The organism is Thalassospira sp. (genome assembly GCF_048059015.1).
GTDB lineage: Bacteria > Pseudomonadota > Alphaproteobacteria > Rhodospirillales > Thalassospiraceae > Thalassospira.
Genome location: NZ_JBLLNT010000005.1, coordinates 67,447 through 78,972 on the forward strand (window position 1 = coordinate 67,447; position 11,526 = coordinate 78,972).

General features: G+C 54.0%; 11 protein-coding genes. 6 read left to right on the forward strand and 5 right to left on the reverse strand.

What is annotated here, in order from left to right; translation table 11 throughout:
• Positions 1–6: 6 nt before the first annotated feature.
• The gene (gene rnr / locus ACMZ66_RS08460; RefSeq protein WP_416936331.1) at positions 7–2,433 is read left to right on the forward strand and encodes a ribonuclease R; all 2,427 of its coding nucleotides are present in this window, start codon (positions 7–9) and stop codon (positions 2,431–2,433) included.
• A 76-nt stretch (positions 2,434–2,509) separates the two neighbouring features.
• Here the strand turns inward: rnr and ACMZ66_RS08465 are convergent, their stop codons facing one another.
• Positions 2,510–3,292, reverse strand: coding sequence for an Hpt domain-containing protein (locus tag ACMZ66_RS08465; RefSeq protein ID WP_416936333.1), 783 nt, complete (start codon positions 3,290–3,292; stop codon positions 2,510–2,512).
• A gap of 186 nt (positions 3,293–3,478) precedes the next feature.
• On the opposite strand from ACMZ66_RS08465, the gene ACMZ66_RS08470 reads away from it, so the two are divergent.
• The 3 genes from ACMZ66_RS08470 (at position 3,479) to rpmG (ending at position 5,871) form a co-directional block, all read left to right on the forward strand.
• Positions 3,479–3,883 (forward strand): DUF983 domain-containing protein, encoded by a 405-nt coding sequence (locus ACMZ66_RS08470; protein ID WP_416936335.1) that lies wholly within the window; start codon positions 3,479–3,481, stop codon positions 3,881–3,883.
• Positions 3,884–3,980: 97 nt separating this feature from the next.
• Positions 3,981–5,609 carry a S41 family peptidase gene (locus ACMZ66_RS08475; protein ID WP_416936337.1) on the forward strand — a complete coding sequence of 543 codons (1,629 nt, stop codon included), beginning with the start codon at positions 3,981–3,983 and terminating at the stop codon, positions 5,607–5,609.
• 94 nt (positions 5,610–5,703) lie between these two features.
• A complete protein-coding gene (gene rpmG, locus ACMZ66_RS08480) occupies positions 5,704–5,871 on the forward strand; it encodes a 50S ribosomal protein L33 (RefSeq protein WP_008890790.1) in 168 nt (55 codons plus the stop codon).
• Positions 5,872–5,991: 120 nt separating this feature from the next.
• Here rpmG and ACMZ66_RS08485 read toward each other — a convergent pair whose 3' ends face one another.
• The gene (locus ACMZ66_RS08485) at positions 5,992–6,366 is read right to left on the reverse strand and encodes a DUF423 domain-containing protein (protein ID WP_416936339.1); all 375 of its coding nucleotides are present in this window, start codon (positions 6,364–6,366) and stop codon (positions 5,992–5,994) included.
• Positions 6,367–6,629: 263 nt separating this feature from the next.
• Positions 6,630–7,310 (reverse strand): Crp/Fnr family transcriptional regulator, encoded by a 681-nt coding sequence (locus ACMZ66_RS08490; protein WP_416936341.1) that lies wholly within the window; start codon positions 7,308–7,310, stop codon positions 6,630–6,632.
• A gap of 243 nt (positions 7,311–7,553) precedes the next feature.
• Between ACMZ66_RS08490 and ACMZ66_RS08495 the strand changes: the two genes are divergently transcribed.
• On the forward strand, positions 7,554–8,390 hold the full coding sequence (locus ACMZ66_RS08495) for an alpha/beta hydrolase (RefSeq protein ID WP_416936343.1): 837 nt from the start codon (positions 7,554–7,556) through the stop codon (positions 8,388–8,390).
• A gap of 147 nt (positions 8,391–8,537) precedes the next feature.
• Positions 8,538–10,346 carry a gamma-glutamyltransferase gene (gene ggt / locus ACMZ66_RS08500; RefSeq protein ID WP_416936345.1) on the forward strand — a complete coding sequence of 603 codons (1,809 nt, stop codon included), beginning with the start codon at positions 8,538–8,540 and terminating at the stop codon, positions 10,344–10,346.
• A 77-nt stretch (positions 10,347–10,423) separates the two neighbouring features.
• Here the strand turns inward: ggt and ACMZ66_RS08505 are convergent, their stop codons facing one another.
• Together ACMZ66_RS08505 and ACMZ66_RS08510 are read right to left on the reverse strand one after the other, a co-directional pair.
• Complete coding sequence (locus ACMZ66_RS08505; protein ID WP_416936347.1) at positions 10,424–11,098, reverse strand: HAD family hydrolase; 675 nt, start codon at positions 11,096–11,098, stop codon at positions 10,424–10,426.
• 11 nt (positions 11,099–11,109) lie between these two features.
• The gene (locus tag ACMZ66_RS08510) at positions 11,110–11,463 is read right to left on the reverse strand and encodes an ArsC/Spx/MgsR family protein (protein ID WP_416936349.1); all 354 of its coding nucleotides are present in this window, start codon (positions 11,461–11,463) and stop codon (positions 11,110–11,112) included.
• Between the last annotated feature and the right edge of the window lie 63 nt (positions 11,464–11,526).

The window sequence follows — 11,526 nt, forward strand, 5'->3', positions numbered from 1 at the left end:
GCAAAGTTGGCGAACGATACAGAAGACAAAAAGCACTTCCCGACCAAGGAAGAGATTATCGAATTCATCGATATGAGCCCCACCCCGGTGGGCAAGCGCGAGATTGCGCGCGCCTTTAACATCAAGGGTGCTGCGAAGATCGAGCTTAAAAAGATCCTGAAAGACCTGAAAATCGGCGGCGATGTCGTCAAGGGACGCCGGCGGTTTGACAAACCCGATCGCCTGCCCCCGGTTGAGGTTCTGGAAATCACCGGCATTGACGATGACGGCGAAGTTCTGGCCAAACCGAATGTCTGGAAGAACGACTATGAGCCACCACTGATCGTGGTGAAGTCGATCCGCCGTGGTGGACCAAGTGCGCCGGGCATTGGTGACAAGATCCTTGCCAAGCTGCGCTACACCGGCAAACAGACCTACGAAGCAAGCATCATGCGGGTGCTTGGAAGCGGCCCTCAGCGCGTTTTGGGACTTTATCGCCCCAATGAACGCGAAGGCCGCGTTGTGCCCACAGATCGCAAGGATAGCGGCGAGATTGCAGTCCCGCTTGATGATCATCCTGATCTGGAAGCGGGCGCACTGGTCTTGACCGAAATTCTGCCGGGCAAGCATTTTGGCCTGCGCAAAGGCCGGATTACCGAGGTTCTTGGTAATATCAACGAACCGAAATCCATCAGCCTTGTTTCGATCCATGCCCGCGGTATTCCATTTGAATTCCCGCCAGAGGTCGAACTTCAGGCCCGTAAATCGAAGGCTACCCCGCTGGGCAAACGCACCGATCTTCGTGACATTCCATTGGTTACGATCGATGGCGCGGATGCGCGCGACTTTGACGATGCGGTTTGGGCCGAGGCCGATACCGATCCCGCCAACGAAGGCGGCTGGCACATTATGGTCGCGATTGCCGATGTGTCCTGGTATGTGCGCCCGGGTGATGCGCTTGACCGGGAAGCGGTAAAGCGCGGCAACAGCTGCTATTTCCCCGATCGCGTCGTGCCGATGTTGCCGTTTGAACTTTCAAACGGTTGGTGTTCGCTGGTTCCGCACGAAGATCGCGGCTGTATGGCCGTTGAGATGTGGCTGGATAAACATGGCCACAAACTGCGCCATAAATTCTGCCGTGGGATGATGAAATCCGCAGCACGCCTGACCTATGATCAGGTTCAGCGCGCAATGGATGGGCAGCCCGACGACACAACTGGCCCGCTCGTCGATACCATCATCAAACCGCTTTATGGTGCGTTTCACGCATTCCTTGAAGCGCGCAAAAACCGTGGTGTTCTTGAACTTGATGTGCCCGAACGCAAGATCGAGCTGAATGATCAGGGACAGATCGTTGCCATCGCACCACGCGCACGCTTTGACAGCCACAAGCTGATCGAAGAATTCATGATCGCGGCCAACGTTTGCGCGGCCGAGGAACTTGAACGCATCAAGCAGCCTTGCATGTATCGTATCCACGATGCACCGAGCGAAGAGAAGCTTGAAGCACTGCGCGAGTTTCTTGAAGGTGCTGGCTATCAACTCAATAAGGCATCGGTTCTGCGTCCACGAGACTTTAACCGCATCCTTGAGATGGCCAAAGACACACCAGAGGCCGAGCTGATCAACACCGTCGTACTGCGCAGCCAGTCACAGGCGATGTATAGCCCGGACAATATTGGCCACTTTGGTCTGGCGTTGAAAAAATATGCGCACTTCACCTCGCCTATCCGTCGTTATGCCGACCTTTTGGTCCATCGCGCGCTGATTGCCGGTTTGAAACTGGGTGAAGGCGGATTACCGCCAGAGGATGGCGAACGGTTTGAGCAGATCGGCGAAGACATTTCCGGCACCGAACGCCGTGCTGCGATGGCAGAACGTGATGCGGTTGACCGTTATGTCGCGGCCTATATGTCTGACAAGGTCGGTGCAGAATTCCCGGGCAAGATTTCCGGGGTGACGCATTTTGGTCTGTTCATCTCGCTCAATGAAACGGGTGCGGACGGGCTTGTACCGATCTCTACCCTGCCCGATGACTATTACATCCATGATGCGGCAAGCCATGCTTTGGTCGGGCAGAACCGTGGCAAGAAGTTCCAGCTGGGCGATACGGTTGTTGTACGTATTGCCGATGCGGATGCAGCCACCGGTTCGCTTGCACTTCGACTGGCAGAACATGCCGATATCACGGCACGTGATCTTGTTGAACGTCCGCGTGGCCGTCGTGGCAGCAATAAACGCCGTGGAAGCCCCGGTGATCGCAGCCATCGTCACGGCACCAAGCCTGGCTTCCGTTCGGGCCCGCGTGATGCCAGTGGACCGGGTGGCACATCTGCCACCAAATCCAAAGGCAAAGGTGCGAAAAAGAAAACCACCCCGAAAAAGCAGCGCAAACTTGTGGCATCTAACCGCGCAGCGCGATCTACAGCCAAGCGCGACAACAAGCCGGAATAATTGCACTTTCCAAACATCAAGGGCGGCCGATCAGCCGCCCTTTTTCGTTGACTATCAGCGAGTTCGCAGCAGGTTTTCAGAGCATGGTTTCGATGAACTTTGCCAGATGTTCTGCGGTTTGCTTGCCGCGATTATTGATGATCGCGACATTGGCCGGAAGCCCTTCAAGGTCAGGATGTGACGCATCAAAGCTCGTCAGAAGACCAAGTTTCTTGTCCGACAAAGTCTTCATTGCGGCCAGTGCGCGGATCAGCTCAATACCGCTTAGACCGTCCAGAACCGCCGCCGTAATGACCGCATCGGGATGAGATTGCACGACGGTTTCAAATGCCTCGACCGCGGTGCGGGCCGTGATGGTGCGGAAGCCCTTCTCACGCAGCTCGCGCTGAAGGAAATGGGCCTGAACAGCCGTTGCGGTGACCAGAAGAACTTCTTTGTCATGGGCGGTTGTGGTGGTCGTTTTGCCATCTGCTTCATCGGCCTTCACGCTGCGCGTCGGTAGCGACCGGAGGATACGGGTTTCTTCGTCGGCCGGCGGGTTGGTGCCGCTTTCGATGATTTCGCGAATCCAGCTTGTGAAGTCGACCAGCGATGCGGCTTCGAGATCATCAATTTCCTTGAGATCGGCGATATAATCTTCCATGCGGTGCGCAATTGCCCCGACCAGCGGAAAACCGAACGAACCGGCAAGGCCCTTGACGGTGTGCGCTTCGCGGCGCAATTCGGCAATGCCGGGCCCCGCCTGATCCATGCCGCCAGCAATACGATCGATCGTTGTTTCAATACGATCAATGCGCTCTACGGTATCCTCAATGAAATCCTGTTTCAGACTGGCTACGATATCGTCCGCATTTCCCATTGGGGTCTCCTTTGGCAGGTATTCAATCTTGCCCAACAGCATCAAATTCGCCCCTGAGGTGATTAGAGCGGGTCGATTTTTCTTGCCTGCGCTATTGAACATCATGATGATGTGATACCGTTTCAATGCCCCTTTTTGCCCTCCGGATCAAGTGTGGCATGAGACGAAACAGGAGTAAGCTACCCGATGACTGCGCCCCACGACACCTATCCCCACACCGAAAATGACGCCCCAAAAAGCAACACCAGCCGCTTTATGACCGGTATTCGCCGTGGCTTTCGCCGCAAATGCCCCAATTGCGGTCATGGCTTTGCCTTTGGCGGGTATCTGAAGCTTCGCTCGGAATGTGATGTCTGCAGCCACCCGATTGGCGAATATCGCTGTGACGATGCCCCGCCCTATTTCACCATCTTCTTGGTCGGTCATATCGTTGTTCCCGGCGCACTTGCGATGGAACAGACCATGAGCCCGTCCATGACGCTTCAGCTGTCTGTTTGGCTTCCGACGACGGTCTTGCTGTGTCTTGCCTTTCTGCCCTTTATCAAGGGCGCGGTACTTGGCACGCAATGGGCCATGCGCATCAAAGGATAGTCATTGGCTTGTGAGCTGATTATCCCTTAGAATGACGCCATAAGGGTCAGGACATCGGTTCCTGGAACTCTTTCCTAAAACTTATCGGATTGTTGAATTGGTCGCATTTGGCCTAGCTAGACTGGAACGCCTTGAACTTGCCAACGGCCTGCGCCATTGCCGACGCATCGGAGCCGTTATTGGCTTGTGTGTTGTTCAGGCGGCTTGTTCGACCTCGCAACAGGCTGGCATTTCATCCCCGGACGATCCGCAAACCCGTGATCTGATTACCCAGACCATCGAACTTGTTGCCACGCGCTATATCGATCCGATCAGCCGCGAGCAGATTTTGGTCAACACCCTTGATGGTCTGGCAGAAATTGATGACAACATCCGGGTTGGCATCACACCAGATGATCTGGTGCTACAATATGATGACCGTACCATTCAGACGATCTCATTGCCGCAAAGCGCTTATGACGCCAGCACGCCCGAAGGTGCACAGATCTGGTCTGAGATCACTTTGCGTGGCCTGGGGTCTTATCGCGCCTATTCGTCACTTCTGCGCACCACACCAACAGCGGATGTCCAATCCGCCCTTGTAAGTGGCGCAATCCGCAATCTTGATCGCTACAGCCGCTATGAAGGCCCGAAACAGGCCGAGACCGCACGCAATCGTCGGGATGGCTATATCGGGATTGGCGTGCGTCTGGTTGGCGGCACAGGATATCCGGTTGTCAAACTGGTCCATCCTGAAAGCCCGGCCGATACCGCGGGCCTTCATCCCGGCGATCAGATCGTTTCGGTGAATGGTCTGGACATGTATGGCAAGGCAAGTGGCGTTGCCGCCGAGCTTTTGCATGGTGAAGAAGGTACAAGCGTTCGGATCGAGGTGAACTCAGCTGGCACAGTTGACATCACACCGATGGAAATCATGCGCGAACGCGTGATCGACCGCACGGTATTTACTGAACTCCGCGACAATGTCCTGATTGCGCGCATAACCAGCTTTAATTCCGCAACCGCAACCGCATTGGCCGACAGTATCTTGAAGGCGCAACTTTATGACGGCGGATTGCAAGGCGTGATCCTTGACCTTCGCGGCAACCGTGGCGGCCTTTTGCAACAAGGTGTTGCTGTCGCGGATCTGTTTTTGCCCAACGGTCCGATTGGCAACACGTTTTCACGCGTAACGGCTGCGCGCCATATCTTTACCGCTGAAACCAATGACCTGAGTGACGGCGCACCGCTTGTTGTTCTGATAGACGGGCGTACAGCCTCATCAGCGGAACTTGTGGCTGCTGCCCTTCAAGATCGTCACAGGGCCGTTCTGGTGGGTTCTACAAGCTTTGGCAAGGGCTCAGTGCAGGCGATCAATGACCTGCCCAATCAGGGCACACTGACATTTACCTGGTCACGCATGACCGCACCGTCGGGCTACACATTTGACAGAATCGGATTATTTCCGGCGATTTGCACGCAAAGCGATGATCGAAACGCCATCCATCAGGTTAGTACCGCCCTGTCACAGCGCGAACAGATTGCGGCTGTGATGGTGAAATGGCGCAATCTTGATTATCAGGATGAAAAAAGCCGTCGGGAACTTCGCAATGTATGTCCGGCCAATACAAATGCCGATCGTTTTGACGTCGAAGTTGCACTGGAATTGTTGAAAAACCGCCCGGAATACAAGAATCTCGCCTTCGTCGGGCAGCAGGAAATCGCCGATACTTTTGCCGCCCATTAAAAATGCATTCTTTTTTGCCAAAATGGCTTGACACTCTGCCGATAACCTTTATGTTCCGCCGCCTGAGATACACCTGAACACAGGATGCAGAGACATGGCGAAGCCCGCTTCGATCCTCGTAAAGTTGGTAAGCACCGCAGATACCGGTTACTTCTACGTTGTGAAGAAGAACCCGCGGAATACCACCGAGAAATTCCAGTTTCGCAAGTACGACCCGGTCGTGCGTAAGCACGTCGTGTTCAAAGAAGCGAAAATGAAGTAATCTTGTTCCTCGGAACTTGATTGCATAGAATTAAAAAAAAGACGTGTCCTTCGGGTCACGTCTTTTTTTGTTTTAAGCCCAAGCAGGCACAGCTTCCCGTGCCCTACACGCCATCCTGTCTCAGCCAAACCGTCGATAGCACGCCGCGGCCAAAAGCAGCCAGCCACCGATAAAGGCAAAGCCACCAATCGGGGCAACCGCACCAAATACGGACATGCCGGTAAAGGCGATGACGTAAAGCGATCCACAGAAAAACAGAATGCCTGCCAGCATGGCATAGGCACTTAGCCGCAGGAACTTTTCATCAGGGACATGATGAACAAGGGCTGCGATCGCAGCCAGGGCGACTGCATGTACCAGTTGGTAATGCGCGCCCTTCTCCAGAAGACCGCGCGCATAGTCCATGTCACTACCAGCCATGCCATGGGCTGCAAACGCCCCCAGACCGACTGCCATTGCCCCGTTAAGGCCCGCCATTACCACAGATAGCCGCATGTGTGATTTTCCCGTTGCCTGATAAACTGTTATGTCGCGACAGATTAATCAGGCAGAGCTGCTTCGGCCATGCGAAAACGCAAAAAAAATGGCCGTACAATCAAATGTACGGCCAGTAAACTCTCTTGGGGGAGATGTGCCGGACCATCGAAATGCCCGTCACATGATTAGTATTACCTTTGGCTTCCCCAAATTCTGTGACAGCCATCACACGGTTTAGAAAATATCGCCAAAAAAGTGATTTTTCTGTCGCGATGCGTCTTCTAGTGAATTGACTCACTTAGAAATTCTTCAAGTCGGCGGACATCTGGCACATGAAGGCCGTTATCCACCTTGGCAACCAGCCCCTTGCGACCCAGCGTCCCCATCACGCGTGCAACCGTCTCGCGCGAGGTACTGACACGACCGGCGACTTCGGAATGCACAGGCACCGGTGACAGGATTGCCGATCCCTCGTCATTGGAAACATCACGGGCACGGCGCAAAATCTCGGCCACCACGCGCTCGTTCGCGCCAAGAGTACTGACATCAAGAATGCGGCGCGTGGAGGCGCGCACGATCCGGGCAAGCTCGGAAATCACTTTCCAGGCAACAGACGGATGGCTTCGGACGACCTTTTCAAAATTCGCCGGGCTCAAAATGCCGACGTCTGTGTCATCAACAGCAAAAACGCAGGCTGATCTTGGTTCGCCATCAATCGCTGAAAGCTGACCGACACAGCCACCTGCTCCGATTTCCTCAAGCGTGATTTCACCTCCGGAAAGAGAATAATTTACCACACGTACCCGTCCACGCAGGATCAGGTACACGTCAGAGCTGTCTGCTTCGGGCTCAATAATTTGCGCCCCGGCAGAGAATGTTTTTCGATTTATGTGACGCTCGACATCTGCAAGTGCGTCTTCGTCGAGCTCCCCAAAGATACCAATGACAGATAATTTGACCATGTATCCGTTCTTTTTTGTGCTTTGTTGTTTTTATTAAGACCCCGCCTTATGGCGATGTGTCTGTTGTCTCTCCATTGTCCCGCGCCAATCATATGCAAACATATCAGGACTGACAATCGTTGCCGGGGCGCGCGGATCAACTGAATCACGATAGACAAGAATATGCTGCATGTGCGAACATGCAATTCGGGTTTTCAACCAAGACTTCATTTTGCGTCCATCCCGTTTGCGAGGAGACCGGCCATGAGTTCAGAATTGGAAATTTTCCGTCGCAGCCCGACGGGCAAACCCAAAAGCAAACACCCGATAGTGTTTGTCCACGGTGCCTTCACCGGTGCGTGGTGCTGGAACGAACATTTCCTCGCCTGGTTTGCCGATCAGGGGTTTGAGACTGTCTCCTTCTCGCTGCGTGGTCATGGCGGCAGCGGCTGCCGACAACTTCGTAACCTTGCCTCCATCGATGACTATGTCGAAGACCTTGAAGAGGTAGTCGAAACCCTTGGCCAGAAGCCTATCCTGATTGGCCATTCGATGGGTGGCTATGTCATTCAGAAGTATCTTGAACGCCACAGCGCTGAAGCTGCTGTCCTGATGGCATCGGTCCCGCCTGAAGGTTTGCTTGCCAGCAATGCGATGATGGCCTTTGCCCAGCCAGATTTGTTTTTCCAGATGGCGTGCCTGCAGGCAATTGGCCCACATACTTTCCTGCGTGAGCGCCTTGGCCGCGCCATGCTGTCGCCTGACATCGCAGAAGACGAAGGCATGATCTATTTCGGGCGACTGGAAACTGAAAGCCAGCGCGCATTGATGGACATGATGGGAGCCAACCCGATTTTCCTGACCAAGGAAGAAGCACCAACCATGCTGGTGATTGGCGCACGTGATGACGAAATCATCCAAAGCGAGCTCACCCACCATACTGCCAAGCGCTACGGGGCGGACTATGCACTGATCGATAATATCCATCATGCGATGATGCTGGATCAGAATTGGGAAAAGGTCGGCGAAACCATTGTTGAATGGCTTCAGGTCAAACTGGTGACCCAAGAACGCAACAAGGGCAACAAAAGTGCGGCCTAGACGACCAAGGCATTAGCCCAAAGCAACCTCGAATAGATTTTTGCTGCACATCTGCACCCGCATCTGCCACGATGCGGGTGTTCGTTTTTGCGCGCCACGCGAAATCGAAACGAGCAAATCAAACAAAACAATCAAAAGGTCTGGAACATGCCCCTTAACGCTCCTGTATCTTTCAAAGCATCCTTCCCCGCTAGTAAACGGGTGATTGCCACCGTCATTACCGCTGCCCTCACCGCAAGCTTTGCTCCCACAGCAATTGCCCAACAAACAACCGACGCCATAGCACCCGAGGCAAGTACAACAACGACAAACACGCAATCCCGGCCATCTGTACGCGCCAAGGACTGGATGATTAGTGCTGCCAATCCGCTTGCGGTTCAGGCTGGCGCGGACATCCTGCGCGCCGGTGGCAATGCAATCGATGCGATGGTTACGATCCAGACCATGCTTGGTCTTGTTGAACCGCAATCTTCTGGCCTTGGTGGTGGTGCCTTTCTGGTTTATTTCGATGCCAAGTCCGGGAAACTGACAACACTTGATGGGCGCGAAACAGCACCACTGAATGCGACGCCCACCCTGTTTCACGATGAAAATGGCAAACCGCTTAAATTCTATGACGCCGTCGTGGGCGGTAGATCGGTTGGCACGCCCGGCACGCCAGCGCTAATGAAGGCCGCCCATGAAAAATGGGGCCAAATGCCCTGGAGCCGTTTGTTTAACCCGGCAATTGAGGTCGCAAACAACGGTTTTGTCGTATCACCGCGCTTGGCTGAGCTGATTTCCAATGATCAGGAAAAGCTGTCACGCGATCCAGAGGCGAAGGGATACTTTTTTGACAGTCAAGGCACCCCCCTGAGTGTTGGCACGATCCTTCGCAACCCGAAATACGCCGCAACCTTGCAGGACCTGGCGGCAAACGGCACGGACAACTTCTATCAGGGGCAAATCGCACAAGACATTGTTGATAAGGTCAAAGGGGCAGAATGGAACCCGGGTGTCTTGTCACTTGCCGACTTCGCCAATTATCAAGTCAAGCAACGCCCGGCGGTTTGCATTGAATACCGCGAACGTGATGTTTGTGGCATGGGGCCACCATCATCGGGTGCGCTGACAGTTGGGCAGATCCTTGGACTTATAGCCCCCTATGACATTGCAAAACTGGGGCCACAATCAGCAGAAAGCTGGCGCTTGATTGGCGATGCATCACGTTTGGCCTTTGCTGATCGTGGACGCTACATGGCCGATATCGACTTTGTCCCGATGCCTTTGACCGGCTTGCTTGATCAAACTTATCTGGCAGAACGGTCCAAATTGCTTGATCGTGAAACGGCGCTTGAAACGGTTGGACCGGGCGCACCAAGCTTTAGCCACGCCATGCATCTGGCAGATGACGAAGCGATTGAACTTCCAAGCACCAGCCATTTCTCGATTGTTGATGTCTATGGCAATGCCGTTTCCATGACGACAACAATTGAAAACGGATTTGGCTCACGGCTGATGGTCAATGGCTTCATGCTCAATAACGAGCTGACGGACTTTTCCTTCCGCACCCATTCCGATGGTGTAGCGATTGCCAATGCCCTGGCACCGGGCAAACGTCCGCGGTCATCCATGGCACCAACCATTGTGCTTGAAGATGGCAAGCCTGTAATCGTGACAGGTTCACCCGGTGGGTCGCGTATCATTGGTTATGTTGCGCAATCACTGATCGCCATGATGGATTGGGATATGCTGCCGCAAGCAGCAATCGACATGCCCCATCTGGTCAACCGGTTTGGCTCGTTTGACATAGAAGCCGGCACCGATGCAGAGGCCCTTGAGCCTGCCCTGAAGGCGATGGGTTTTGAAACCAGCATCCGTGACCTTAATTCCGGCATTCACGCGATCATGATTACCGATGATGGTTTGATCGGCGGTGCCGATAGCCGTCGTGAGGGCATTGTGATCGGCCAATAACGCCAATCAAGTTCAACAAAAAACGGGCAGCCCTCATTCTAGGTTGCCCGTTTTCATTTGAAGCACTGCGACCAGCGTCAATCTCGCGAAATCCAGTCGGCCAACAGGGCAAACAGTTCCTTGTGGTTCTGTGCAATGTGATGCGCGCCAGCGTCCAGCAAGTAACTGGCCGGTGTGATATCAACAAGGCCAATGGTGGTTGCACCCGATGCCACCCCTGCCCTGACACCGTTCTGGCTGTCATCGACAACGATGCAATCGGCAATATCGACACCCATCTTTTCTGCGGCCAACAGATAGACATCCGGATGCGGTTTGGCGTTTGGCACGTCATGGGCCGAACAAATACGGCCTTCAAAGCGATGCTTGATCCCGACCTTGCCAAGCGACACATCCATCTTGTCATGCGGGCCGTTACTGCCCACCGACATCGGGATGTTGTTTTCATCCAACAGATCAAGGATTGGCGCCAAGTCCGGGAACGGCTCAAGATCATTGCGGAAAGCGACAAAGGTCCGTTCATAGCATTCCGAAAGCCAGTCTTCAGGCAATGTGATGCCAAACAGCTCTTCCATCTTTGGCGGCACCATCGCAAGGGTTCCGCCAATGAACAGATCATGGGTCTTGTCCATATTCATGTCGCAGCCATATTCGCAGAGCTGCTCGGTCAGGACACGACAGGCAAGCGTTTCGGTATCGACCAAAACGCCATCACAATCAAAGATGACACCACGCACCACAGGCTTTGACATGCAAATATTCCTTAAAGGCCAGCCAGTTCGGTCCAGCGCGCTTCGTCATAGGCAACCGTGCGGGTCGCACCAAAATCAACGACCGGACGTTTGATCACGGTCGGGTTGGCTGCAAGAATTTCGGCTGCCGCTGCACCACCCTGATCAAGGGTCGCCTTGTCCGCATCCGAAAGATCGCGGTAGGAAGGCCCGCGTTTATTGATCAAGACCGCACCGCCGACTTCATCAAGCCAGCCCGCAATGGTTTTGGCATCAATGCCATCGACGCGGAAATCATGAAGTTTGTTTTCCAAACCCTTGGCGTCAAACCATTTAAGGGATTTCCGGACAGTGTCGCAGTTCTTGATGCCGTAAATCGTAACCATATCAATTCCTGTATTTTCTAATCGGCGGGATGCTGCCATGCATCGCGCAAACGGTTTTGACCC

Coding starts and splice junctions, on each gene's coding strand:
- ACMZ66_RS08490 (WP_416936341.1), bottom strand. CDS start 7,310: ATGGTCAAATTATCTGTCATTGGTATCTTTGGGGAGCTCGACGAAGAC.
- ggt (WP_416936345.1), top strand. CDS start 8,538: ATGCCCCTTAACGCTCCTGTATCTTTCAAAGCATCCTTCCCCGCTAGT.
- ACMZ66_RS08465 (WP_416936333.1), bottom strand. CDS start 3,292: ATGGGAAATGCGGACGATATCGTAGCCAGTCTGAAACAGGATTTCATT.
- ACMZ66_RS08485 (WP_416936339.1), bottom strand. CDS start 6,366: ATGCGGCTATCTGTGGTAATGGCGGGCCTTAACGGGGCAATGGCAGTC.
- ACMZ66_RS08510 (WP_416936349.1), bottom strand. CDS start 11,463: ATGGTTACGATTTACGGCATCAAGAACTGCGACACTGTCCGGAAATCC.
- ACMZ66_RS08505 (WP_416936347.1), bottom strand. CDS start 11,098: ATGTCAAAGCCTGTGGTGCGTGGTGTCATCTTTGATTGTGATGGCGTT.
- ACMZ66_RS08495 (WP_416936343.1), top strand. CDS start 7,554: ATGAGTTCAGAATTGGAAATTTTCCGTCGCAGCCCGACGGGCAAACCC.
- rpmG (WP_008890790.1), top strand. CDS start 5,704: ATGGCGAAGCCCGCTTCGATCCTCGTAAAGTTGGTAAGCACCGCAGAT.
- ACMZ66_RS08470 (WP_416936335.1), top strand. CDS start 3,479: ATGACTGCGCCCCACGACACCTATCCCCACACCGAAAATGACGCCCCA.